Origin of the sequence: Agromyces sp. C10, from assembly GCF_023217995.1 — a bacterium.
Taxonomy (GTDB): Bacteria; Actinomycetota; Actinomycetes; order Actinomycetales; family Microbacteriaceae; genus Agromyces; species Agromyces indicus.
In genome coordinates this window covers 178298-200476 of the sequence record NZ_JALPSX010000007.1, presented here as the reverse complement: position 1 = coordinate 200476, position 22179 = coordinate 178298, and the positions used below count along the sequence as shown (strand labels likewise).

Below are 22179 nucleotides of genomic sequence, written 5' to 3'. Positions count from 1 at the left end.
GCCGTGAAGCCGTTCGTCCTCCTCGCCACGCGGGCCGAGGACGTGCCCGCCGACCAGGAGTACGCGCTCTTCCTGCGCGCCACCGGGCTCGACGAGCGCGACCTGCTCCGGGTGCGGCTCGAGGCCGAGCGGATGCCGCCCCTCGACCTCGACGAGCTCTCGGGCATCTTCGTCGGCGGCGGCCCGTTCAACGCGTCCGACCCGCCCGAGCGGAAGTCGGCGGTGCAGCACCGGGTCGAGGCCGAGTTCGCGAGCCTGCTCGACCGGGTCATCGCGCGCGACTTCCCGTTCCTCGGCGCCTGCTACGGCGTCGGCACGGTCGGCGCGCACATCGGCGCGACCATCGACCGCACCTACGGCGAGCGCATCGGCGTCGTGCCGGTGACGTTGACCGAGGCCGGCGGGGCCGACCCGCTGCTCGCGGGGATGCCCCGCACCTTCAATGCGTTCGTGGGGCACAAGGAGGCGATCCGCACGCTGCCGGGCGCGGCGACCCTGCTCGGTTCGTCGCCGGGGTGTCCGGTGCAGGTGTTCCGCGTGGGCCGGAACGTCTATGCGACGCAGTTCCACCCGGAGCTCGACCTCGACGGCATCATCGTGCGCATCCACGCCTACGCCGACCACGGCTACTTCGCCGCCGACGAGCTCGAGCTCACGCTCGCGTCGGCCCGTCGCGCCGAGGTGTCCGAGCCGAGTCGGATGCTGCGGACGTTCGTGGAACTGCACGCGCGGTAACCGGGCCTCCGCTCCCGGGCGCACGACGGAGCGCCCCGCACCGACGAGTGTGCGAGGCGCTCCGGTTCGGTGGGTCAGCCCGCGGCGGCAGTCGCGTAGGTGCTCTGCGCGACCGAGCCGTAGTACGGCCCGAACATCACGTCGGGGATGTTGTTGTAGCCGAAGCTGTTCACCGAGTTCTGCGCGCCCGACGACAGGAACCACGGTCCGCCCGACGAGCCGCCGGTCATGTCGCACGGGATCCCCTGCGACTGCGTCTGGCCGTACGGGTCGGGGCTCGCGGTGCCCGCGCAGGACTGGAGGGTCTGCCCGTCGAACGGTGCGGCGGCGGGGTAGCCGAACGCGTCGTAGGCGAGACCGCGCGCCTGGTTGAACGCGATGGGCGTCGCGCCGACGGTCGCCGAGAGGGTGCGGCCGTTGAGCGGGGCAACCTTGGCGAAGGCGACGTCGTAGGTGATGTCGCCGCCGCGCGTCCACTGGGTCGGGGCGGTGAGCGTCGTCGCGGTCCAGCGGCCGTACGGTGCGCTGCCGTTCTCGTACGCCGGCACGAACACCCAGTTCGTCGCGTACTTGCCCTTGCCGCCGTGCACGCAGTGCGCGGCGGTGGCGACGAGGCTCGCGTTGGCGGCGCTCACGGAGTTGCCCGAGCAGACGTAGTTCTTCCCGCTCAGCGTGAAGAACACCTTGCCGATGTTCGACACCGGCGCCTCGGCCGCGGCCATCGCGGTCGCCGACGCGCCGTAGGTCGTCGGGGCGCCCGCGGCGACCTTGCTCGCGGGCGTCGACGCCGTCTTCCCTGCGAGCAGGACGTCGGCGGGGATCGCCGCGCGCATGCGCTCCGCGGTCCAGTACGAGGATGCCGCGGCCGTCTCGGCGGCCGGGACGGCGCGCTGGTCGATCCCGGGCGGTGGCGTCCGCGGTGCGGCCGAGGCCGCGGTCGGCACGGCCAGCAGGCCGCACGCGACGAGTGCCGCGCCGGTGAGGGCGGCGCGGAAGGAGGTGAGCTTCATGGACGGATGGTCCTTTCGTCGGAGGTCGGTGCGGGGCGTGCCGGGCCGCGTTCGGCACCCGGAGGGAGCGGGGCGCCCGTCCCGAGGCGCCCCGCTGATCGCGTCAGTAGGACGCGATGGCCGAGTAGGTGCTCTGCGCCACCGTGCCGTAGTACGGCCCGAACATGACGTTCCGGATGGCGTTGTAGCCGAAGCTGTTCACCGAGTTCTGCGCGCCCGACGACAGGAACCACGGTCCGCCGGACGAGCCGCCCGTCATGTCGCACGGGATGCCCTGCGACATGGTCTGGCGGTACGGGTCCTGCGTCGCGGTGCCCGAGCAGCCCTTGAGCGTCTGGCCGTTGAACGGCGACGCGGCCGGGTAGCCGTAGGCCTTGTACCAGAGGCCTCGCGCCTGGTTGAAGGCAATCGCCGTGGAGCCGACGGTCGCGGCGAGGGTGCGACCCGACAGCGGGGCGACCTTCGCGAAGGCGACGTCGTAGCTCATGTCGCCGCTCTGCGTCCACTGCGACGGAGCGACGAGCGCCGTCGCGGTCCAGCGACCGTACGGGGCGCTGCCGTTCTGGTAGGCGGGGACGAAGACCCAGTTGGTGGCGTAGGCGCCCGGTCCGGAGTGGACGCAGTGGGCCGCGGTCGAGACGAGGCTGGCGTTCGGCGCGCTCACCGAGTTGCCCGAGCAGACGTAGTTCGCTCCGTTCAGGGTGAAGAAGACCTTGCCGATGTTGCGCACCGGGTTCTCGTTCGTGGCCTTCGGCTGCGGCGCGTCTCCCTTGACGGGCTTGCCGTAGGTGACGGGCGCGCCGGCGGCGACCTCGGGTGCGGGCGTCGTCGCCCGCTTGCCCTGGAGGAGCACGTCGGCGGGGATCGCCGAGCGCATGCGCTCGGGCGTCCAGTACTCGGCGGCGGCAGCCTGCTCGGCGGCCGGGACGGCCCGGCGGTCGACACCCGGCGGCACCTCCGGCGGTGCGGCGTTCGCGGCGAGCGGCGCAGCCAGCAGGCTGCAGGCGACGAGCGCCACGCCGGCGAGGCCGGCACGGAAGGAGCGTTTCATCGGTTGCCCTTTCTGTAGGCGTTCCGAGCCGGAGGTAGGGTTCCGGCCCGGGCGTGTTCGGTGCGGTGAGCCTGACATGCACCCCCCGTTCGGGGGTAGAAGGGGGTCACGATTTCGCGGATTCCGACAGCGTGATACCGCTATCCCGAAAAGGTCGGCACAAGAACGCTTCCGTGCAGTAGCCTTCACCGTTTGCGCCGCCGCCGTGTTCGGCGGATCCTGGCGCAGGCCGATGCTCAGGTGAGCACCGACATCCGCCCTGCCGGCTCACACGCGCGCGTGTGGGAGGATTGAGCGTCCAGCTCGGACTCCCACCCACCCCTACGAGGAGCCATCGCGCGCATGTGCGGCATCGTCGGCATCGTCTCCACCGAGCCCGTCAACCAGCAGATCTACGACAGCCTGCTGCTCCTGCAGCACCGCGGCCAGGACTCGACGGGCATCGCCACGGCCGACGGCTCCGTGTTCCACATGCACAAGGCACGCGGCCAGGTGCGCGAGGCGTTCCGCACGCGCGACATGCGGTCGCTGCTCGGCACGATGGGCCTCGGGCACGTGCGCTACACGACCAAGGGTGCGGCCGAGCGAGAGGAGGAGGCGCAGCCGTTCTACGTGAACGCGCCGTATGGCATCATCCTCGTGCACAACGGCAACCTGACGAACACGCGCGAGCTGTCGGTCGACCTGTTCCGCATCGACCGGCGCCACGTGAACTCCACGAGCGACACCGAGATGCTCCTCAACGTGCTCGCCACCGAGCTGCAGGGCCAGATCACGGGCCTCGAGCTCGACCCCGACCAGGTCTTCCGCGCCGTCGAGCTCGTCCACGAGCGCGTCGAGGGCTCCTACGCCGTCATCGCGATGATCGCCGGCTACGGGCTGCTCGCCTTCCGCGACCCGTTCGGCATCCGGCCGCTGATCCTCGGCAAGCGCACCACCGAGGCCGGCAAGGACGAGTGGATCGTGGCATCCGAGTCGCTCGTGCTCGAGAACGGCGACTACCAGGTCGTGCGCGACGTCGAGCCCGGCGAGGCGATCTTCATCACCCTCGACGGCGAGATGATCTCGCGCCAGTGCGCGACGGATCCCCGCCTCGTGCCGTGCTCGTTCGAGTACGTCTACCTCGCCCGACCCGACTCCGTCATGAACGGCATCTCGGTGTACGAGGCGCGCCTGCGGATGGGCGACCGGCTCGCGACCACCATCGAGACCCACATGGACCAGGGCGACATCGACGTGGTCATGCCGATCCCCGACTCGTCGCGCCCCGCCGCGATGCAGGTCGCGCAGAAGCTCGGCATCGAGTACCGCGAGGGCTTCTACAAGAACCGCTACGTCGGCCGCACCTTCATCATGCCGGGGCAGGCGCAGCGCAAGCGCTCGGTCCGGCAGAAGCTCAACGCCATGGGCACCGAGTTCCGCGGCAAGAACGTGCTCATCGTCGACGACTCGATCGTGCGCGGCACCACGTCGAAGGAGATCGTCGAGATGGCCCGCGCGGCGGGCGCCAACAAGGTGACCTTCACATCGGCGGCGCCGCCCGTCCGCTACCCGCACGTCTACGGCATCAACATGCCGAGCCGCGCCGAGCTCATCGCCCACGGCCGCCGGATCCCCGAGATCGCGCGCGAGCTGAACGCCGACAACATGATCTACCAGGAGGTCGCCGACCTCCAGGCGGCGATCACCGAGGGCACCGGCATCGGCGAGCTCGACCTGTCGTGCTTCACGGGCGAGTACGTGACGGGCACGGTCACCCCCGAGTACCTCGACTGGGTCGAGCGCACCCAGCTCAGCTGACGCCCAGCCCGGGCGTCCTTCCAGCCGGGCCACGGCGCTTCTCCAGCGTGCGCTGGCACGATGCGGTCATGGGCGAGACGACGGATGCCGCGGCATCCGCTGCACCGACGGTCGGCTACCTCGGCGTGTACGACGCCGACGGCGGCGTGGTCGGCGAGGTGAGCTATGTCATCGGCCACCTGCTGGGTCGCGCGGAGTGCGCCCTGTGCGACATCACCCACACCTGGCGGCGCAAGCCGGCGTGGGACGCGATGGTCGCCCGGCTCGGTGCGCCGTTCGCGCTCGCCCACCGCAACGAGGTGACGGATGCCGCCGCGCAGGCGGTCATCGCGGAGACCGGGCTGCCCGTGGTGCTCGCGCGCGATCGGGCGGGAGGCTGGCGCGCGGTGCTCCGTCGCGCCGACCTCCAGCTCGCGGGCGGCAGCGTGGACGAGTTCGAGCGGATGCTGCTCGGGACCCGCGGGACGGGACCGTCACCGGCCCCGCCGGCTCAGGACGCGCGGTCGTCGTCGACGTAGTGCGTGTCCTGGTGCTCGGCCACGGCAGATCGGCCCCGACGCGCGAGCATCCGATCGACGAGGAGGGCGACGATACCGCCGACCGCGGCGCCGATCGCGCCCGCCCACAGCAGCAGGAAGCCGAACACCTGCCCACGATCGAACTCGGCGTTCTCGGGGAACGCGAACGTGAGCACGAGCGCGACCAGCACGCCGAGGGCGACCCCGGCGAGGATGAACGCGGGATATCGCGGCGCCCGCCGCACCGTCACCGCGTCGCTCGTCACGTCGGTCTCGAGGTGCTCGCCCGGCTCGGGCTCGACCTCCATGCGCTCCACGCGCGGGTGGTCGGCCTCGGGCGCGACGACCCGGTCGACGGATGCCTCCGGCGCCGCCGGTCGCGTCGGCTCGCCCGGCGTGCTCGGCTCGGGGTCGGTCGGCTCGGGGCGGTTCGGCGCATCGGTCACCGTGCCATTCTCCCCCACCCGCCTCAGCGCGGGATGGGTGCCGTCAGCGGAGCCGCTCGGCGTCGATCACCGGCACCGTGCCGGTGAGGTCGGCGCGTTGCCCGGAGGCGTGCACCCGCCCGCTCGACCGGGCGCCCTCCCAGTCGAGCCGGCCGGTCGCGAGGGCGAGCCAGGTCGCGGCATCCGTCTCGACGACGTTCGGCGGGGTGCCGCGGGTGTGCCGCGGACCCTCGACGCACTGCACGGCGCCGTACGGCGGCACGCGGACCTCGACCGACCCGCCCGGCGCCTGCTCGGCGAGCAACTGCAGGGTGTAGCGCACCGCGAGCGCGAGCGTGGTGCGGTCGACCGACGGCGCCTCTCCCGACGCGAGCCCGTCTCCGCCGACCTGCACGACGACCGCGACGGCGGCCCTCCCGATGTCGTCCCCGATCCGCGCGCGTGCCATGCGCCCATCCTCCCCCAGATGTCACGGCCCGTGTCGCCGGGAGGGCGCTCCGGTAGCCTGACGGGGTGAGAATCCTCGTCCTCGGTTCGGGCGCGCGCGAGCACGCCATCATCCTCGCCCTGCTCGACGAGGAGGCGGGGCACGAGATCGTGGCCGCGCCCGGCAACGCGGGCATCGCGGCATCCGCCACGTCGTCGGCGCGCGGCAGCGTCGAGACCATCGCGCTCGACCCGACCGACCCGGTCGTCGTGGCCGACTACGCGATGGACAACGACATCGAACTGGTCGTCATCGGCCCCGAGGCGCCGCTCGTCGCCGGCGTCGCCGACGCCCTGCGCACGCGCGGCATCGCGACCTTCGGCCCGGCCAAGGCGGCGGCGCAGCTCGAGGGATCGAAGACCTTCGCCAAGCGCATCATGGAGGCAGCCGGCGTGCCGACCGGTCGCGCCGAGCTCGTCGACTCCCTGCCCAAGGTGATCGCCGCACTCGACGAGGTCGGCTCGCCGTACGTCGTGAAGGCCGACGGCCTCGCCGCCGGCAAGGGCGTCCTCGTCACCGAGGATCGCGAGGCCGCGATCGCCCACGCCGCGCACTACCTGCAGCAGGGGCCGGTGCTCGTCGAGGAGTTCCTCGACGGCCCCGAGGTCTCGCTGTTCCTGCTCTCCGACGGCTCGAACGTGCTGCCCCTCTCGCCCGCCCAGGACTACAAGCGCCTCCGCGACGGCGACGAGGGCCCCAACACGGGCGGCATGGGCGCCTACTCGCCGCTGCCCTGGCTCGACGAGCGCTTCGGCAGCGAACAGGCCTTCGTCGACGAGGTCATCGAGACCATCGCCCTGCCCACGATCCGCCGCCTCGACGAGGAGCAGACGCCGTTCATCGGGCTGCTCTACGCCGGGCTGATCATCACGAGCCGCGGCATCCGCGTCATCGAGTTCAACGCGCGCTTCGGCGACCCCGAGACCCAGGTGGTGCTCCCGCGCCTCGCGACGCCGCTGTCGGGCCTGCTCTACGCGGCCGCGACCGGCCGGCTCGCCGAGCAGCCGCGCCCAGAGTTCCGTCCGGATGCCGCGGTCACCGTCGTGCTCGCGAGCGAGGGGTACCCCGAGTCGCCCGAGACCGGCCGACGGATCGACGGGCTCCTGGATGCGGCATCCGTGCCCGGGGTGCACGTCGCCCACGCCGCGACCGCCGTCGGTTCGACCGCCGACGACACCGAGCCGCACCTCATCGCCACGGGCGGGCGCGTGCTCAACGTCGTCGCCGTCGGCGACGGATTCGCCGAGGCGCGCCGCCGCGCGTACGAGGCGATCGGCCACCTGCGTCTCGAAGGCGGCCAGTACCGCACCGACATCGCCGCGCGCGTCGCGGACTGACGAGGTTCGCCGCACCCGCCGGGCTGCGGCATCCGTGACGAGGAGGAGACGGCCATGACCGACGCGAACGGACTCGACGGCTGGACGCACGTCTACTCGGGCAAGGTGCGCGACCTGTACGTGCCCACCGTGCTCATGACCGACGACGACACCTGGACGGGCGACCCGATGTCGCTCTCGCCCGTGGTGCTCGTGGTCGCGAGCGATCGCGTGAGCGCGTTCGACCACGTGCTGGAACCCGCGATCCCCGGCAAGGGAGCGCTGCTCACCTCGCTCACGCGCTGGTGGTTCGACCGCCTGCCCGAGGTGCCGAACCACCTCGCCTACGCCGAGGACGACCGGTACCGCGACCTTCCGGCCGTGCCGGCCGAGGTGGCCGACCGTGCGATGCTCTGCCGCGCGCTCGACATGTTCCCGATCGAGTGCGTCGTGCGCGGGTACCTCACCGGCAGCGGGTACAAGGAGTACGTCGAGACCGGTGGAATCGCCGGCATCCGCCTGCCGGAGGGCCTCGCCGACGGCGACCGGCTGCCGGAGCCGATCTACACCCCGGCGTGGAAGGCCCCCTTGGGCCAGCACGACGAGAACATCACGTACGAGCGCACCGTCGAGCTCGTCGGCGAGACCGTCGCCGAGCAGCTGCGTGCGCTCTCGCTGTCGGTGTTCGCGCACGCCTCGGAGGTCGCCGAGGAGCGCGGGCTGATCCTCGCCGACACGAAGTTCGAGTTCGGGGCCGACCGCGAACTCGGCATCGTGACCCTGGCCGATGAGGTGCTCACGAGCGACTCCAGCCGTTACTGGGACCTCGAGGCGTACCTGACCGGCCCGACGCCCGAGGTGCGGATGGCGAGCTTCGACAAGCAGATCGTGCGCGACTGGCTCGCCGCGAACTGGAACCAGGACGAGACCGAGGAACCGCCCGTCCTGCCGGCCGAGGTCGTCGAGCAGACGGCGGCGCGGTATCGCGCGCTCGTGGAGCGCTTGACGCAGGCGCTCTGAGCGCGGCTCGCGCGGCTCGGGCGCCCCGCTAGTCGGCCGGGCGCTTCCGGTGCGACATGTCGTGGAACGCATCGAATTCGAGCGCGACCCCGGGCAGGGGCGTGGCATCCGGCCGGGCCCGCAGGCCGTCGATCACGACCGTGAGCTGACGGCGCCAGTACGGGAGGTACGCACCGCCGTACTGTCCGAGCGAGCCGAGCATGTCGACGAGGATGCTGAGGTCGACCGCGGTCACGTCGGGCCGGAGCGACCCCTCAGCCTTGGCCCGCTCGACGATGCCGTCCATGAGCGCCTGGAACTCCATGCCCGGACGGTGGTCGGGCTCGATCTCGGCCATGCGGCGCATGATGCCGGGGATGTACGGGCGCTCGGCGAGCCAGCCCGAGAGGAGTTCGAGCCAGCGCTCGACGGCCTGCCAGCCCGTCGGCGCCTCGAGGATCCGGGGACCGTACGCGTGGAGCTCGGCGACGCCGTCGTCGTACAACGCGCGGATGAGCGCGTCCCTCGACGGGAAGTGCCGGTACAGCGTGCCGGCGCCCACCTCGGCCCGGTTGGCGAGTTCGTCGAGCGGGGCGTCGACGCCGCGCTCGGCGAAGAGTCGCTTCGCCTCGACGATGAGGCGCTCGCGATTGCGTCGCGCATCCCTGCGCATCGTCACGGGGGATTCCACGACCACAATCTACGCCCGTCGCCTGCGAGTCCTTCGGGCCCTTGTGCCCGCGCCGTGGGGCTTGGCTCCCCCGATGCCGGCAGGTAGTATTCGGACAGCATCCTCCGCTTGGTACCCGAACCGGGGGACGCTCGCCCACGTGGCGAACCGCGACGCGGCGGATGGCGGGCAGCCCACTGCCCGGGGGAACATCCGCCGCGTCGTCCCGAACGGGATCAGTCGAGCGTGCGGATGACGACCTCCACCGGCTCGCCCGGCTCGACCCCCTCGGCCTCGCGCACGGCGCGCTTCACGGGGAGCGCGTACCGCTCGCGGCCGGGGAAGATCGAGGTGCGCCACGTCGTGCCGCCGATCGTCGCCTCCACGCGGATCGAACCGAACCCGCGCGGCATCCGGGGTCGGTCGCGGATCTCGTCGGACTCCTCCTCGGGCACGTCCACGAAGTACCAGGTGTCGGACGCCCGCTCGCTCCACCGGTAGAGCTCGCTCGTGAACCGGTAGGTCTCCTCCATGGCGCCGACCCTACCCGCGCCCTCCGACCCGTCCGGAGTCCCGGACCCGAGCGTCCCGACGGCCCTGACGGCGCGACCGGCCCGCTGGCTAGGCTGGCCGGGTGGCAGCACACGACGAGCAGCTCGCCGACGACGGGGTCGAGGCGAACACGCGGCGGATCGAGGCATCCGTCGTCACCGACTTCAGCGACCGGATGAGCTACGGCGGCTACCTCGACCTCGACACGCTGCTCTCGGCCCAGCGCCCCATCTCGCGGCCCGAGCACCACGACGAGCTGCTGTTCATCATCCAGCACCAGACCACCGAGCTCTGGCTGAAGCTCGTGCTGCACGAGCTCGAGACCGCACGCGACCTCATGCGCGCCGACGAGCTCGCCCCCGCGCTGAAGTGCATCGCACGCGTCAAGCACATCCAGAAGACCCTCACCGAGCAGTGGTCGGTGCTCGCCACGCTCACGCCCACCGAGTACGCGCAGTTCCGCGGCGTGCTCGGCAACGCGAGCGGGTTCCAGTCCTACCAGTACCGCACCGTCGAGTTCGTGCTCGGCAACAAGAACGCCCGGATGATGCAGGTCTTCGACGCGGATGCCTCGGCGACCGCCATCCTGCGCCACGCCCTCGAGTCGCCGAGCATCTACGACGAGTTCCTGCGGCTGCTCGCGCGCGCCGGATACGACATCCCCGCCGAGGTGCTCGAGCGGGACGTCACCGAAGCCTGGACCTTCCGGCCCGAGCTCGTGCCCGTGTTCGCCGCAATCTACGCCGATCCCGACCGCCACTGGTCGGCGTACGAGACGTGCGAGGAGCTCGTCGACCTCGAGGACAACTTCCAGCTCTGGCGGTTCCGGCACCTCAAGACCGTCGAGCGCATCATCGGCTCGAAGACCGGCACCGGCGGCTCCAGCGGCGCGCCGTTCCTGCGGCGAGCGCTCGAGCTCACGTTCTTCCCCGAGCTGTTCGCCGTCCGCACCGAGATCCCGGGGTGACCGCGATGACGGATGCCGCCGGCACCTCGGACGCCCTCGGACCGCTTGCGCGACGCGTGCGCCGCTCGCTGAACGGCGACCACCCGGGAGAGACCGGCACGATGCTGCCGCCGCTCGTCGACCACCACGTGCACCTGCAGCTGACCGATCCGGATGCCGCGGTCGCGCGCGGCGTCGCCGCGGCCGTCGATCTCGGCGCCGACCCGGGTGCGATCGCGACGATCGCGCGCACCGAGGGCCTGCCGCACGTCAGGTACGCGGGGGCGTTCCTCACGGCGCCGGGCGGCTACCCGGCCGGCCGGTCGTGGGCCCCCGAGGGCAGCGTCCGCGAGCTCCGGCTCGTCGGCGCGGCCGAGGGCGCGGGCGATGCGGCGCTCGAGCACCGGGCGCTCGCCGGGCCGATCGAGGCCGCGGTCGACGAGCAGCACCGGTTCGGGGCCTCCGTCGTCAAAGTGGCGCTGAACGCGTCCGCCGGGGCGGTCTTCGACCGTCCGACCCTCGACGCCGTCCTCGCGGCGGCCCGGAGCCGCGGGCTGCCCGTCGCGGCCCACGCCGAGGGTGCGGGCATGGCCGCGCTCGCCATCGAGGCGGGCGTCGACGTGCTCGTGCACACGCCGTTCACGGAACGGCTCGACGACGCCCTCGTCGCCGCCGCGGTCGCCGGCGGGCAGGCGTGGATCTCGACCCTCGCGATCCACGTGCGCGACGACGCGGCGGCGGCCGAGGTCGCCATCGACAACCTGCGCCGCTTCCACGCCGCCGGCGGCCGCGTGCTCTACGGCACCGACCTCGGGAACGGCGATCTCTCCCCCGGCGTGAACGCCGACGAGGTCGCCGCGCTCGTGCGTGCCGGGCTCGCGCCATCCGCCGTCATCGCCGCGCTCGCCGACCCGTGGCCCGAGCGCACCGCCGACTGGACCGATGCGGGCGTGGCCACGTTCGTGCCCGACCCGGCGCCCGCGGGCGCCGACCTCGCCGAGCCCGAGCCGTTCGCCGCGTGGCTCGCCACCGCCCGGATCGTCCCCACCGAGGAACTGGAGCCCCGCTGACATGGACCCCCGGCTCGCCTACGCCCGACGCATGGACCGTTCCGACGGCCTCGCGCACCACCGCAAGCGCTTCGTCGGCGCCGACACCGACCTCGTCTACTTCGACGGCAACTCGCTCGGCCGGCCGCCGGCGTCGGCGATCGACCGCGTCGCCGCGTTCATGCGCGAGGAGTGGGGCGGGCGCCTCATCCGCGGCTGGGACGAGTCCTGGCTGAACCTGCCGTACGAGATCGGCGACCAGATCGGCCGTGCGGTCATCCAGGCCAAGGCGGGCCAGACGGTGATCGGCGACTCGACGACGGTGCTCATCTACAAGCTCGCGCGGGCCGCCGTCGACGCGCAGCTCGCGCGCGACCCCGAGCGTCGCGAGATCGTCGTCGATCGCGACAACTTCCCCACCGATCGGTACGTGCTCGAGGGCATCGCGAACGAGACCGGATGCCGCCTCCGCTGGATCGACGTCGACCTCACGCGCGGCGTGACCTCCGAGCAGCTCGCCGAGGCCGTCGGCCCGAAGACCGCCCTCGTGGTGCTCAACCACGTCTCGTACCGCTCGGCGTACCTCGCCGACGCCCCGGAGCTCACCCGCATCGCGCACGACAGCGGCGCGCTCGTCCTGTGGGACCTCTGCCACTCGGCCGGATCGGTGCCGGTGCACGCGGACCTCTGGGACTTCGACCTCGCGGTCGGCTGCACGTACAAGTACCTCAACGGCGGACCCGGCTCGCCCGCGTTCGCCTACGTGCGCGACGACCTGCACCGCCTGCTGCGGCAGCCGATCCAGGGCTGGTTCGGCACGGCCGACCTGTTCGCCATGGGGCCGGAGTACGTGCCCGCGAGCGGCATCCGTCGCTTCGTCAGCGGCACCTCGCCGATCTCGGCGATGATCGCGATGCGCGAGACGCTCAGCATGATCGAGGACGCGGGCATGCCCGCCATCCGGGCCAAGTCGGTCGCGCTCACCGAGTTCGCGATCGACCTCGCCGACGAGTGGCTGGCGCCGCTCGGCGTCACGGTCGGCTCGCCGCGCGACCCCGAGGAGCGCGGCGGCCACGTGATCCTGCAGCACGAGGCGATGCGCGAGGTCACGGCGCGACTCTGGCAGCGCGACGTGATCCCCGACTATCGCGACGTCGGCGGGCTGCGCATCGGGCTCGCGCCGCTCTCGACGAGCTTCGAGGAGGTGCATCGCGGCCTCGACGTCACGCGCGAGGTGCTCCGCGAGGTCCTCGCCGAGCGCGCGGGGCTGGGTTAGGTCGCGCGGGACGCGTCGGCACGGTGGCGTTCACGGCCGGCGCGGCGGTCGCCCGCGAGCACCGCAACCACCACCGCGAGCGCGAGTCCGGATTCGGACAGTGCCGAAAGCCAGAGTTCCGGAGCCGTCAACAGCAGCATCAGTCCCAGCACCACGTGCATGCCGCCGAAGGCGAGCACGAGCGCCCGACCCGCCGCCACCTGCCCGCGCCGCACGAGGGCGATCCCGATGACGGTCGCGATCCCCATCAGCATGTTGTACACGCCGACGTTGCGAGTCCAGAGGGCGACGGCATCGTACTCGCCCGGTCGATGAGGAAGATCGGGTAGAGCGCCGCGCTGCGGAAGAAGAAGGTCTCGAGCGCGCCGACCACGATCAGGGTCAGCGCCATGAGCCCGGCGAGGACCTGCGCGGTGAGGGTCATAGGGCGGATGATCCTCGCCCACCGGGTCGCCCGCCACCCCCGAACGGGGTGCACGGGCGTCGTTACGCGGTGTCCGCCGACGTGTCAACGGCCTCGACCTCACCGGCCGGACGGACGAGACTGCTCCGGTGGCGCTTCGCAGCATCCGCGGACGCCTCGACCGAAGGAGCGACGAGCATGAGCGACGAGAAGACGACACGCACCGACGCCGGAGCCTCGGGAGCCGAGGACTCGACCACGATGCCCCCGACGCCGCCGATCGGCTCGGAATCGGTGACCGGGACGACCACTTCGGGATCGACGGGTTCGACGGGTTCGACGGGTTCGACGGGTTCGAAGGGTTCGAAGGGTTCGACCGCGGCGCCCGCCGGCCCCGGCGAGGACGTCGACAGCGGTGACCGCGACGCCGTCGACTCGGTCGGCGCCCCGTCGGGCACGCCGATCGGCAAGGCGACGGATGCGGCGGCCGAAGCCGCCCGCACCGCGGCCGCGAAGCTTCGCGAGGCCGCCGACAGCGCCGACCTCGACAAGTTCGCCGAGGACGCCAAGCGCGTCACGGGCGAATGGTCGGAGAAGGTCAAGGAGGAGTACCGGCGCCGGCCCGGCGTCGTGATCGGCGCGGCGGTGGCGGGGCTCGTCGTCCTCGGCACCATCGCGCGAGCGCTCGGACGGCGTCGATGAGCGGCGACGGCCGGGCCGTCGACGGATCCGACGGCATGGGCGGCACGGACGGCACCGAGGGCACCGGCACCTCCACCGGCAGCACCGGGTCGTACGGTCGCCCGGGCAGCGCCTCGCCCGACCCCAAGCAGCCGGTGATGTCGATGGACACGGCCGCGGCGGACGGCGACGCCGAGGAGCACGACGACCCGGCGGCGCACGGCGGACCGGAGCTGCGCGAGCTGCCCACCACGGAGGACGGCGTCGTCGCCGACGACGCCTCGAAGGACCACGGCGTCGGCGGACGCGCGTAGCATGGCCGGATCACCACGCCGACCCCGGGTCGGCGTGAACGCTCCGATGGAAGGGACGGGTCCATGACGGATGCGACGAACCAGCCGAGCGACGAGCTCGACGAGCGGGTGGAGGCGGCCGTCGACGAGGCCAAGGCCGCGGCCGATCGGGCCGCACGCGAAGCCGACGCGTCGCTCGAGGCCATGCGGAACGCCGCGGCGGACGCGGCGGAACGCGGGGCCGCGGCGCTCTCAGATGCGGCCAGCCAGGCGCGTGCGGTCGCGGTCGACGCGCTCGACGACGCCGAGGACCTCTTCGAGGACGCGTCGGACTGGCTCGAGGAGAAGTACCGCGAGAACCCCGCCCTCGTGCTCGGCGTGGCCGTCGCGGCGGGCATCGCGCTCCTCGTGGGCGTCGGCGCCATCGCGCGTGCGATCTTCCGGCGCTGATCCTCACCCGCCGACGGCAGGGCCCGGCATCCCGTCGAGTGCGGCGATCCGGTCGAGCTCGGCCCGGAGCGCGTCGCCGAACACCCGCGCCGACACGGCGTCCGCGTCGCAGTGCACGGCGCAGTGGAGTCGCCCGTCGTACGACAGCGCCGACACCCCCAGGCGGACGTTGCCCTGGATGGGCGCGAGTGGCCACGCCCGCTCGAGCGGGGCGCCCGCGACGGCGAGCGGATGCCGCGGCCCCGGCACGTTCGTCACGAACATCGCGATCAGCCGCTGGTACCGCACCAGTCGGCGGAACAGCACCGCGCCGAACCGGGTACGGGTGAGCTCGTAGGACCCGCGCGACCGCGCGTCCGCCTTCCGCGCCCGAGTCAGCTCGGCGATCCGCCGCACCCTCGTCGACGGGTTCGGTTCTCCGGTCGGCAGGGGGACGAGCATGACGCCCACGGCGTTGCCGGACCGACCCCGGTCGGCGAGCGCGACCGGCACGCTCGCGGGAACGGCGGGCGGCACCGGCTCGCCGCGCTCCCGCAGCTCGGCTTCCGCCGCCGCGACCGCCGCCGCCAGGAGCGCATCGTTCACGGTGCCCCCGGCGGTCGCGGCGCCGCGCGCGAGCGCGTCGAGCGATGCGTCGACGAACGCGACGCCGCGTCGCGGCCCGATCCGCCCGAGCAGCACCGTCGGCGGCAGGGCCGGCCGGAACACGGCGGTCGTCCGCTCCCACCCCGAGCCGAGCGTCCGCAACCGTTCGCGCAGGCTGCGACGCAGGCGCGGGGCCGCCGCCGACGCGGCCGGCGCCGCGGCATCCGTCGGCCCCTCACCCGCACCGAGCAGCACCTCGACCAGCCGGACCGCGGCGATGCCGTCGGCGAGCGCGTGGTGGATGCGCAGCACGAGCCCGACCCGCGAGGGCGCCGCGCCGGGCACCACGAGCAGCTCCCACAGGGGCCGGTCCATCGACATCGGGGTGATCATGAGGCGCGCGCACAGGGCCTCGAAGCCCGCCGGACCGTCCACGGCGTCCAGGAGCCGGACGTGCCGGTCGAGGTCGACCGCGGCCTCGACCCACACCAGGCGTCGACCCTCCCGGGCGACGCGCTGCGACAGCCGCGCCTCCCGCGGGAGGCGCGCGGCGAATCGGGTTCGCAGGACCGCCAGGTCGACCGTCCCGTCGGAGGCGACGACGCCGCCCGGAGCCAGCAGGCCCGCCATGAGGAACGCGTTGACCTGGTCCGGCGCGTCGATCACGATGTTCGACGCGTCGGCCGGTGAGAGCGGCTCGTGCCGCACGCCCACCTCCCCCATCGCCGCAGTCTACGACCGGCGACGACCGGCGGGGTCGGCGCCCGGTAGAATCGGAGCGACCCTCACCGTCCCCACCGAACGGAGCACCGCTGTGCCCACCATCGTCGTCGACGTGATGCCCAAGGCCGAACTGCTCGACCCCCAGGGGAAGGCCGTCGCCGGCGCCCTCGCCCGCACCGGGCACGGGTCGATCACCGGGGTCCGGGTGGGCAAGCGGTTCGAGCTCACCGTCGACGGACCGATCGACGACGCGATCAAGGCCGAGGTGGCGGCGCTGGCCGAGAACGTGCTCTCGAACGCCGTCATCGAAGACGTGGTCGGCATCCACTACGAGCAGTCGAACGCCGAGCTCGCGGCCGAGGCCGCCGATGCGGCATCCGCTCACCACGACGGGTACGAAGCGCCCGCGGGCGAGACCCACTGACCGAGACCCACGGAGGCCCCCGCATGCGCATCGGCGTCATCACGTTCCCCGGCTCGCTCGACGACCGCGACGCCCAGCGCGCGGTGCGCCTCGCGGGCGGCGAGCCCGTCGCGCTCTGGCACGGCTCGCACGACCTCGAGGGCGTCGACGCGCTCATCCTGCCCGGCGGGTTCAGCTACGGCGACTACCTCCGGTGCGGCGCGATCGCCTCGCTCAGCCCGATCATGACCGAGGTCGTCGACGCGGCGAACCGGGGCATGCCCGTGCTCGGCATCTGCAACGGCTTCCAGATGCTCACCGAGGCGCACCTGCTCGAGGGCGGACTCATCCGCAACGACCACGGCGCGTTCATCTGCCGCGACCAGGTGCTGCGCGTCGAAAACGACGACACCGCGTGGACCACCGAGTTCGCGAAGGGCCAGGAGATCACCATCCCGCTGAAGAACGGCGAGGGCGGCTTCATCGCGTCGGAGGAGACGCTCGACCGGCTCGAGGGCGAGGGTCGCGTGGTGTTCCGCTACGTCGGCGTGAACCCCAACGGGTCGCTGCGCGACATCGCGGGCATCACGAACGAGCGCGGCAACGTGGTCGGCCTCATGCCGCACCCCGAGCACGCGGTCGAGCCCGGCTTCGGCCCCGACACCGCGGCCGCGATGCGGTCGGGCGTCGACGGGCTCGGGTTCTTCGCGAGCGTCGTGCGCCGCTCACTCGTCGAGGCGTAGCCGCTCCGGCCTTCCCCCGCCGCGCCGCGCCCGCGACGTCGGACTCGTTCGCTCTCCGAGGGGACGCGACACGCCGCGGCCCTGCGGGCTCGCGCGGCGTGTCGCGTCCCCTCGCGGCGCGTCGACGGCGCCCGCCGCGACCGACGCCCTTCCCGGAGACGGGAAGGGGGCGAGGTGGCCGCCGGCCACCCCGCCCCTCGTCGGACCGGGACTCAGTACCCGATCGGGATGACGCCGGTGTCGGTCTGGTAGCCGGTGACGGGCGCGTGCGGGATCTCGTCCCAGCGCGCCGGGTCCTCCTGCTGCACCTCACCGGTGGCCATGCCGACCAGCAGCTCGGTCAGCGCCAGCACGTTCTGGCGGATCGACTTGCCGCGCGCCTTCTGGCCGAGGCTGCCGTCGCTCGTGTTGCCGCTGGTCTCGAAGAAGATCGCCGGGTTGCTGTGCCCCTCGGGGTTGAGCCCGTCGTGGTCGAGGCCGAGCATCATGGCCGACACGACGCCGCCCTTGATGTCGATCTCGAGGCTTCCGCCGACCTGGTACCGGTCCATGTTGATGTACCCGGCCTTCTGCAGCTCGTCGTAGACGTGCACGTGCATCTGGCGGGTGAGCACGTCGTACGCGCCGCCCTCGATGCCGGGCAGCGTCGGGCCGCCGGGCGCGAGCGAGATGCCGAGCGACAGGGTGACGTCGTCGCCGGTGCCGTACTCGCGCTTGAGGCCCTGGTGGTGGATGTCGATGGCGAACGCCGGGTCGACCATGGTCCAGTACTCGTAGAAGGCCTCGGACTCGGCGGCCTCGAACTTGCCCACGCCCCAGTCGCGGTTGAGGTCGATCCGCTTCGACGTGCCGTCCTGCAGCACGGTCTGGCGGATGTTCAGCTCCGAGCCGTCGGGGTTGTACATCGGGATCACGTGGAACGTGTACGTGTCGCGGAGGAGCTGCCAGTCGGGCGACCCGTTGGTGCCCATCTCCTTCAGCACGGCGAGCAGCGACTCGGTGCCGTACGGCTCGTTGCCGTGGATGCGGCCCTGCAGCCACACGTGCTCGTCGCCCTCGCCGACGGTCGCGACGTAGAGGTCGCGGCCCTGCTCGGAGGTCGAGACGGCGGTGCCCACCTCGGCGAGGGTGAACACGTCGACGCCGAAGCGCGAGGTCTTCTCGAGGCGCTCGAGCTGGGTGATCAGGTCGTCGTAGGTGACGATGCTCGAGATGTTGGTGTTGCCCTCGGGCGACGGGAAGTTGGGCCCGGCGAGCGCCGGCCCGCCCGAGGTGAACGGGATGGCGACGGCGAACGCCGCGGCGGCGGCGATGGCGGTGGTGCGGCGGTGGCGGTGCGGTGGCTTCGGGCCGTAGGTCATCGTTGACTCCCCCATGGAACGGACGTGCCGGTGAAGGCGGCACGCGTCCTCGGGACGGCCACCCGGAAGAGGCTTTCCCAAGGACGTGGGCCCGAGCCTACGGACGCGGTCGGCGTGGGGGCAAGAGCCGCGCGTCCGGAGTCGACCGTCCGCTCCGCACCGATCGTCCAACAATCGGCGCGGAGCGGACGAACCGGGATCCGCGACTAGGCCGCGGCGTCCTCGTCGGCGTCGGGCTGCTGCGGAGCCTCGGCGTTCACGCCGCGGGCGTACGCCTCGCGCAGCGAGGTGCCGAGCTCGGCGTCGACGTTCGTCCAGTACCGGAAGAACCGCTCGCGGATCTCGTCGATCGTGATCGCGTGCGCCTGGCCCGACAGCGTCTCCAGGAAGCGCGCCTTCGCCTCCGCCGAGAACACGTCGCGGTAGAGGGTGCCGGCCTGGCCGAAGTCCGAGTCCTCGGCGCGCAGGGTGTACGCCGTGCGCACGAGCTCGCCGTCGGCCTCCCAGCCGCCCTCGCCCGCGATCGCGGCGTCGGCGACCGGTCCGCCGAACGAGTTCGGCGCGTACACCGGCGCGGTGGGCGCGTTGAAGTGGTAGCGCGCCGCGCCGTCCTGCGAGTAGTTGTGCACGGATGCCGCGTGCGGCGCGTTCACCGGCAACTGGTTGTAGTTCGTGCCCACCCGGTACCGCTGCGCGTCGGGGTAGCTGAAGACGCGCGCCATGAGCATCTTGTCGGGGCTGATCGCGATGCCCGGCACCGTGTTCGCCGGCGAGAACGCGGCCTGCTCGATCTCGGCGAAGAAGTTCTGCGGGTTGCGGTCGAGCGTGAGCGTGCCGACGGGGATCAGCGGGTAGTCGCCGTGCGGCCACACCTTGGTGAGGTCGAACGGGTTGAAGCGGTAGGTCTTCGCGTCCTCGTACGGCATGACCTGCACGTGCAGGTCCCACTTCGGGAACTCGCCGCGCTCGATGGCGTCGTAGAGGTCGCGGCGGTAGAAGTCGGCGTCGGCACCCGCGATGGCCTCGGCGGTCGGGGCGTCCAGGTGGAGGTCGCCCTGCTGGGAGCGGAAGTGGTACTTGACCCAGAACTTCTCGCCCGCGGCGTTGATCCACTGGTAGGTGTGCGAGCCGTAGCCCTGCATCTCGCGCCACGACTTCGGCAGGCCGCGGTCGCCCATGAGGTAGGTGACCTGGTGGGCCGACTCGGGCGAGAGGGTCCAGAAGTCCCACTGCATGTCGGCGTCGCGCAGGCCCGAGCCCGGCAGGCGCTTCTGCGAGTGGATGAAGTCGGGGAACTTGATGGCGTCGCGGATGAAGAACACGGGGGTGTTGTTGCCGACGATGTCGTAGTTGCCCTCGGTCGTGTAGAACTTCAGCGAGAAGCCGCGCACGTCGCGCCAGGTGTCGGGCGAGCCCTGCTCGCCGGCGACGGACGAGAAGCGCAGCAGCGTCTCGACCTCGGTGCCCGGCTGGAAGAGCGCGGCGCGCGTGTAGGCGGACACGTCGTGGGTGACCTCGAACCGGCCGAACGCGCCGCCGCCCTTCGCGTGGACGATGCGCTCCGGGATGCGCTCGCGGTTGAACTGCGCGAGCTTCTCGACGAGGTACCGGTCGTGCAGCACCGTGGCGCCGTCGGCGCCGACGGTGAGCGAGTGCGCGTCGCTCGCGACGGGCGTGCCCGTCTGCGTGGTCGTGACGGGCGGGTTCGCGTGGTTCGACATGTCGTCCTTCTCTCTTCGGTGAACGGATGCCGCGGCCGGGTCGGGACAGGACGTGCGGGCACGACGAGCACCGCCCCGGTCGGGCGGTCGGCGCGCAGGGGCGCCGGGGCGAGCGGATGCCGCCGGACTAGCCGGTGGCCTCCCGCTGGCAGTCGGCGCAGAGGCCCCAGAAGGTGACCTCCGCGGTGTGGATGGCGAAGCCGCCCGCGGTGGACGGCACGAGGCAGGGCGCCTCGCCGACGACGCAGTCGACGTCGGCGACGGCGTGGCAGCGCGTGCACACCACGTGGTGGTGGTTGTCGCCGATGCGGCTCTCGTAGAGGGCGGCAGAGCCGGCGGGCTCGATGCGGCGCAGGAGACCGGCGCCGTGCAGGGCGCCGAGCACGTTGTAGACCGACTGCAGCGGCGTGCCGGGCAGGGCGTCGACCACGCGGGCGTGCACCGCGTCGGCGTCGAGGTGCCCGTTGCCGGTGACGGCCTCGAGCACGGCCAGGCGCGGTGCGGTCACCTTGAGCCCGGCGGCGCGCAGGTGCGCCTCGGCCTCGTCTCGGTGCATCGCGGTCGCCATGCCTCGAACCTAGCAGTTGTTTTGAATGGATCAAAACAACTGAGGCATGCGCACCTCTGCTCAGCGACGGGCGCCGTCGGGGTCCTCGGCGCCGGGCTCGACGACCGGGATCGCAGCCGTGAACTCCGACGCGCGCTGCTCGCCCTCATCGCTGCCCGAGAAGAGCCCGGCGCGCTCGCGCGGCGCGGCGTCGTCGGGGCGTCGGGCCCGCGGCGCGGCATCCGCCCGCCCCTCGTCGGTCGTCGCCTCGCCGGCCTCGCCGAGGAGGACGCGCTGGCGGGGCAGCGCGTCGCGGTCCTGGTCGCGCACCCACTCCACGAGCTCCTCGCGCACGAGGCAGCGCAGGTCCCACAGGGCGGCCGAATCGGCCGCGCTGACCAGGACGCGCACGCGCACCAGCCCGCCGGTCGCCTCGGTGACCTGCAGCACCTTCGTGCGCCCGTCGAAGAGGTCGGTGCCGTCGAGCACGCGGTCGAGCTCCTCCCGCATGGCGTCGGTCGACACCCGCCAGTCGACGTCGAGCTCGACCGAGCCGATGAGCGCACTGCCGTACTTGGTCCAGTTCTGGAACGGCTTCGTCGTGAAGTAGGTGCACGGCAGCACGACCGTCCGCTCGTCCCAGGTCATCACCACGACGTACGTGAGCGTGATCTCGCGGATGCGGCCCCACTCCCCCTCGACGACCACCACGTCATCGACGCGGATCGCCTCGGAGAACGCCAGCTGGACGCCCGCGAACACGTTCGCGAGCACCGACTGCGCCGCGAGACCGGCGACGATCGACGCGATGCCGGCCGAGGCCAGCAGGCTCGCGCCCACCGCGCGCACGCCGTCGAACGTGAGCAGGATCGCCCCCATCGCGACGAGCGCGACGACGACCACCACGAGCCGGCGGACGACCTGCAGCTGCGTGTGCACCTTGCGGGCCACCCGGTTGTCGGCGACGCCCACGTCGTACCGGCGTTCGCCCACGTCGGCGAGGAACAGCAGCACCTGCGCCACGAGCCACGCGCCGGCGCCGATGAGCGCGATGAGCACGGCGTGGTCGAAGACCGGCCGCCACGGCTCGTCCGGGAAGGCGAGGGCGATCGCGATCGCGATGCCGCCGATGAGGAGCACCGTGCGGAACGGCCAGCGCGCCCGCCGAATCAGGATGTTCGCCGAACTGCGACGCCGCGCGACCGCACGCACCACGAGCGAGGCGATCGCCGAGACGACGAAGACGGATGCCGCGACCGCGAGCAGCGCGATCGCGAGGACGGCTCCGGGCGGCCAGGTGGCGGTGTCGGGCATGTGGAGACTCCCTCCGGTCGAGGCCCAGCGTAGGCTGCCGACGAGGGGGTGGCATGTCCGATCGATCGAACAGGACCCGGCGCAGGCTTTCCGCACTCTC

Annotated in this window: 25 protein-coding genes and 1 pseudogene; 13 read left to right on the top strand and 13 right to left on the bottom strand. The window is 72.5% G+C overall.

Annotation, left to right across the window (positions count from 1 at the left end):
* The first annotated feature begins 3 nt into the window (after nucleotides 1–3).
* Complete coding sequence (locus M1L56_RS10115; protein ID WP_248599130.1) at nucleotides 4–735, top strand: glutamine amidotransferase; 732 nt, start codon at nucleotides 4–6, stop codon at nucleotides 733–735.
* 74 nt (nucleotides 736–809) lie between these two features.
* On the opposite strand, the gene M1L56_RS10110 is transcribed toward M1L56_RS10115, so the two are convergent.
* Both M1L56_RS10110 and M1L56_RS10105 read right to left on the bottom strand, forming a co-directional pair.
* Complete coding sequence (locus tag M1L56_RS10110) at nucleotides 810–1745, bottom strand: serine protease (protein WP_248599129.1); 936 nt, start codon at nucleotides 1743–1745, stop codon at nucleotides 810–812.
* Nucleotides 1746–1848: 103 nt separating this feature from the next.
* Nucleotides 1849–2796, bottom strand: a complete 948-nt coding sequence (locus M1L56_RS10105; protein WP_248599128.1) for a serine protease — start codon at nucleotides 2794–2796, stop codon at nucleotides 1849–1851.
* Nucleotides 2797–3138: 342 nt separating this feature from the next.
* Here M1L56_RS10105 and purF point away from each other — a divergent pair, with 342 nt between their 5' ends.
* The gene (gene purF / locus M1L56_RS10100; protein WP_248599127.1) at nucleotides 3139–4596 is read left to right on the top strand and encodes an amidophosphoribosyltransferase; all 1458 of its coding nucleotides are present in this window, start codon (nucleotides 3139–3141) and stop codon (nucleotides 4594–4596) included.
* A gap of 68 nt (nucleotides 4597–4664) precedes the next feature.
* Entirely contained in the window at nucleotides 4665–5114 is a 450-nt protein-coding gene (locus M1L56_RS10095; RefSeq protein ID WP_248599126.1) for a hypothetical protein, read from the top strand.
* Here the strand turns inward: M1L56_RS10095 and M1L56_RS10090 are convergent.
* On the bottom strand, nucleotides 5087–5560 hold the full coding sequence (locus tag M1L56_RS10090; protein ID WP_248599125.1) for a hypothetical protein: 474 nt from the start codon (nucleotides 5558–5560) through the stop codon (nucleotides 5087–5089). The genes M1L56_RS10095 and M1L56_RS10090 overlap by 28 nt on opposite strands.
* Nucleotides 5561–5603: 43 nt before the next feature.
* Complete coding sequence (locus tag M1L56_RS10085; RefSeq protein WP_067945658.1) at nucleotides 5604–6008, bottom strand: sterol carrier family protein; 405 nt, start codon at nucleotides 6006–6008, stop codon at nucleotides 5604–5606.
* A gap of 65 nt (nucleotides 6009–6073) precedes the next feature.
* On the opposite strand from M1L56_RS10085, the gene purD reads away from it, so the two are divergent.
* Both purD and M1L56_RS10075 read left to right on the top strand, forming a co-directional pair.
* Nucleotides 6074–7384: a phosphoribosylamine--glycine ligase gene (gene purD / locus M1L56_RS10080; protein WP_067945660.1), complete on the top strand. Its 1311-nt coding sequence runs from the start codon at nucleotides 6074–6076 to the stop codon at nucleotides 7382–7384.
* Nucleotides 7385–7438: 54 nt separating this feature from the next.
* Nucleotides 7439–8383 (top strand): phosphoribosylaminoimidazolesuccinocarboxamide synthase, encoded by a 945-nt coding sequence (locus M1L56_RS10075; protein ID WP_248599124.1) that lies wholly within the window; start codon nucleotides 7439–7441, stop codon nucleotides 8381–8383.
* 28 nt (nucleotides 8384–8411) lie between these two features.
* Here the strand turns inward: M1L56_RS10075 and M1L56_RS10070 are convergent, their stop codons facing one another.
* Nucleotides 8412–9053: a TetR/AcrR family transcriptional regulator gene (locus tag M1L56_RS10070; protein ID WP_248599123.1), complete on the bottom strand. Its 642-nt coding sequence runs from the start codon at nucleotides 9051–9053 to the stop codon at nucleotides 8412–8414.
* Between the two features lie 215 nt (nucleotides 9054–9268).
* Nucleotides 9269–9565 (bottom strand): DUF1905 domain-containing protein, encoded by a 297-nt coding sequence (locus M1L56_RS10065; protein WP_248599122.1) that lies wholly within the window; start codon nucleotides 9563–9565, stop codon nucleotides 9269–9271.
* A gap of 101 nt (nucleotides 9566–9666) precedes the next feature.
* Here M1L56_RS10065 and kynA point away from each other — a divergent pair, with 101 nt between their 5' ends.
* From kynA to M1L56_RS10050, 3 genes are read left to right on the top strand one after another with little or no spacing between them, the layout of a single operon-like run.
* Nucleotides 9667–10551: a tryptophan 2,3-dioxygenase gene (gene kynA / locus M1L56_RS10060; RefSeq protein WP_248599121.1), complete on the top strand. Its 885-nt coding sequence runs from the start codon at nucleotides 9667–9669 to the stop codon at nucleotides 10549–10551.
* 5 nt (nucleotides 10552–10556) lie between these two features.
* Nucleotides 10557–11600: an amidohydrolase family protein gene (locus M1L56_RS10055; protein ID WP_248599148.1), complete on the top strand. Its 1044-nt coding sequence runs from the start codon at nucleotides 10557–10559 to the stop codon at nucleotides 11598–11600.
* 31 nt (nucleotides 11601–11631) lie between these two features.
* The gene (locus M1L56_RS10050) at nucleotides 11632–12855 is read left to right on the top strand and encodes a kynureninase (protein ID WP_231878508.1); all 1224 of its coding nucleotides are present in this window, start codon (nucleotides 11632–11634) and stop codon (nucleotides 12853–12855) included.
* Here the strand turns inward: M1L56_RS10050 and M1L56_RS10045 are convergent.
* Together M1L56_RS10045 and M1L56_RS10040 are read right to left on the bottom strand one after the other, a co-directional pair.
* Entirely contained in the window at nucleotides 12852–13103 is a 252-nt protein-coding gene (locus M1L56_RS10045) for a hypothetical protein (RefSeq protein WP_248599120.1), read from the bottom strand. The genes M1L56_RS10050 and M1L56_RS10045 overlap by 4 nt on opposite strands.
* Nucleotides 13103–13279 (bottom strand): hypothetical protein, encoded by a 177-nt coding sequence (locus M1L56_RS10040; protein ID WP_248599119.1) that lies wholly within the window; start codon nucleotides 13277–13279, stop codon nucleotides 13103–13105. Before M1L56_RS10040 ends, M1L56_RS10045 begins: the two co-directional genes overlap by 1 nt.
* A gap of 177 nt (nucleotides 13280–13456) precedes the next feature.
* Here M1L56_RS10040 and M1L56_RS10035 point away from each other — a divergent pair, with 177 nt between their 5' ends.
* The 3 genes from M1L56_RS10035 to M1L56_RS10025 all read left to right on the top strand — a co-directional run bounded on the left by M1L56_RS10035 (nucleotide 13457) and on the right by M1L56_RS10025 (nucleotide 14682).
* Nucleotides 13457–13960, top strand: coding sequence for a hypothetical protein (locus M1L56_RS10035; RefSeq protein ID WP_248599118.1), 504 nt, complete (start codon nucleotides 13457–13459; stop codon nucleotides 13958–13960).
* Nucleotides 13957–14253: a hypothetical protein gene (locus tag M1L56_RS10030; RefSeq protein WP_248599117.1), complete on the top strand. Its 297-nt coding sequence runs from the start codon at nucleotides 13957–13959 to the stop codon at nucleotides 14251–14253. The genes M1L56_RS10035 and M1L56_RS10030 overlap by 4 nt, the downstream gene beginning before the upstream one ends.
* 63 nt (nucleotides 14254–14316) lie before the next feature.
* A complete protein-coding gene (locus tag M1L56_RS10025; RefSeq protein WP_248599116.1) occupies nucleotides 14317–14682 on the top strand; it encodes a hypothetical protein in 366 nt (121 codons plus the stop codon).
* A 3-nt stretch (nucleotides 14683–14685) separates the two neighbouring features.
* On the opposite strand, the gene M1L56_RS10020 is transcribed toward M1L56_RS10025, so the two are convergent.
* Nucleotides 14686–15990 carry a wax ester/triacylglycerol synthase domain-containing protein gene (locus tag M1L56_RS10020; RefSeq protein WP_248599115.1) on the bottom strand — a complete coding sequence of 435 codons (1305 nt, stop codon included), beginning with the start codon at nucleotides 15988–15990 and terminating at the stop codon, nucleotides 14686–14688.
* A 91-nt stretch (nucleotides 15991–16081) separates the two neighbouring features.
* Here M1L56_RS10020 and purS point away from each other — a divergent pair.
* Together purS and purQ are read left to right on the top strand one after the other, a co-directional pair.
* Nucleotides 16082–16321, top strand: a pseudogene (purS, locus tag M1L56_RS10015) (phosphoribosylformylglycinamidine synthase subunit PurS); the annotation flags it as partial.
* Nucleotides 16322–16437: 116 nt separating this feature from the next.
* Nucleotides 16438–17136 carry a phosphoribosylformylglycinamidine synthase subunit PurQ gene (purQ, locus tag M1L56_RS10010; protein WP_067945684.1) on the top strand — a complete coding sequence of 233 codons (699 nt, stop codon included), beginning with the start codon at nucleotides 16438–16440 and terminating at the stop codon, nucleotides 17134–17136.
* A 212-nt stretch (nucleotides 17137–17348) separates the two neighbouring features.
* Here the strand turns inward: purQ and M1L56_RS10005 are convergent, their stop codons facing one another.
* From M1L56_RS10005 to M1L56_RS09990, 4 genes are all read right to left on the bottom strand, one after another.
* Complete coding sequence (locus M1L56_RS10005) at nucleotides 17349–18497, bottom strand: M14 family zinc carboxypeptidase (RefSeq protein ID WP_248599113.1); 1149 nt, start codon at nucleotides 18495–18497, stop codon at nucleotides 17349–17351.
* Between the two features lie 206 nt (nucleotides 18498–18703).
* Nucleotides 18704–20218, bottom strand: coding sequence for a catalase (locus M1L56_RS10000; RefSeq protein ID WP_248599112.1), 1515 nt, complete (start codon nucleotides 20216–20218; stop codon nucleotides 18704–18706).
* A gap of 127 nt (nucleotides 20219–20345) precedes the next feature.
* Entirely contained in the window at nucleotides 20346–20786 is a 441-nt protein-coding gene (locus tag M1L56_RS09995) for a Fur family transcriptional regulator (RefSeq protein ID WP_197466928.1), read from the bottom strand.
* A 60-nt stretch (nucleotides 20787–20846) separates the two neighbouring features.
* On the bottom strand, nucleotides 20847–22079 hold the full coding sequence (locus tag M1L56_RS09990) for a mechanosensitive ion channel family protein (protein WP_248599111.1): 1233 nt from the start codon (nucleotides 22077–22079) through the stop codon (nucleotides 20847–20849).
* Nucleotides 22080–22179 lie beyond the last annotated feature (100 nt).

Excerpts from the sequence above, each read along its gene's own strand:
- M1L56_RS10000 (WP_248599112.1), bottom strand. The coding sequence starts at position 20,218 with ATGTCGAACCACGCGAACCCGCCCGTCACGACCACGCAGACGGGCACG.
- M1L56_RS09995 (WP_197466928.1), bottom strand. The coding sequence starts at position 20,786 with ATGGCGACCGCGATGCACCGAGACGAGGCCGAGGCGCACCTGCGCGCC.
- M1L56_RS10005 (WP_248599113.1), bottom strand. The coding sequence starts at position 18,497 with ATGACCTACGGCCCGAAGCCACCGCACCGCCACCGCCGCACCACCGCC.
- purF (WP_248599127.1), top strand. The coding sequence starts at position 3,139 with ATGTGCGGCATCGTCGGCATCGTCTCCACCGAGCCCGTCAACCAGCAG.
- M1L56_RS10055 (WP_248599148.1), top strand. The coding sequence starts at position 10,557 with ATGACGGATGCCGCCGGCACCTCGGACGCCCTCGGACCGCTTGCGCGA.
- M1L56_RS09990 (WP_248599111.1), bottom strand. The coding sequence starts at position 22,079 with ATGCCCGACACCGCCACCTGGCCGCCCGGAGCCGTCCTCGCGATCGCG.
- M1L56_RS10050 (WP_231878508.1), top strand. The coding sequence starts at position 11,632 with ATGGACCGTTCCGACGGCCTCGCGCACCACCGCAAGCGCTTCGTCGGC.
- purQ (WP_067945684.1), top strand. The coding sequence starts at position 16,438 with ATGCGCATCGGCGTCATCACGTTCCCCGGCTCGCTCGACGACCGCGAC.
- M1L56_RS10065 (WP_248599122.1), bottom strand. The coding sequence starts at position 9,565 with ATGGAGGAGACCTACCGGTTCACGAGCGAGCTCTACCGGTGGAGCGAG.
- M1L56_RS10045 (WP_248599120.1), bottom strand. The coding sequence starts at position 13,103 with ATGGGGATCGCGACCGTCATCGGGATCGCCCTCGTGCGGCGCGGGCAG.
- M1L56_RS10030 (WP_248599117.1), top strand. The coding sequence starts at position 13,957 with ATGAGCGGCGACGGCCGGGCCGTCGACGGATCCGACGGCATGGGCGGC.
- M1L56_RS10085 (WP_067945658.1), bottom strand. The coding sequence starts at position 6,008 with ATGGCACGCGCGCGGATCGGGGACGACATCGGGAGGGCCGCCGTCGCG.
- M1L56_RS10110 (WP_248599129.1), bottom strand. The coding sequence starts at position 1,745 with ATGAAGCTCACCTCCTTCCGCGCCGCCCTCACCGGCGCGGCACTCGTC.
- M1L56_RS10035 (WP_248599118.1), top strand. The coding sequence starts at position 13,457 with ATGAGCGACGAGAAGACGACACGCACCGACGCCGGAGCCTCGGGAGCC.
- M1L56_RS10040 (WP_248599119.1), bottom strand. The coding sequence starts at position 13,279 with ATGACCCTCACCGCGCAGGTCCTCGCCGGGCTCATGGCGCTGACCCTG.
- M1L56_RS10025 (WP_248599116.1), top strand. The coding sequence starts at position 14,317 with ATGACGGATGCGACGAACCAGCCGAGCGACGAGCTCGACGAGCGGGTG.
- M1L56_RS10095 (WP_248599126.1), top strand. The coding sequence starts at position 4,665 with ATGGGCGAGACGACGGATGCCGCGGCATCCGCTGCACCGACGGTCGGC.
- M1L56_RS10105 (WP_248599128.1), bottom strand. The coding sequence starts at position 2,796 with ATGAAACGCTCCTTCCGTGCCGGCCTCGCCGGCGTGGCGCTCGTCGCC.
- M1L56_RS10020 (WP_248599115.1), bottom strand. The coding sequence starts at position 15,990 with ATGGGGGAGGTGGGCGTGCGGCACGAGCCGCTCTCACCGGCCGACGCG.
- M1L56_RS10075 (WP_248599124.1), top strand. The coding sequence starts at position 7,439 with ATGACCGACGCGAACGGACTCGACGGCTGGACGCACGTCTACTCGGGC.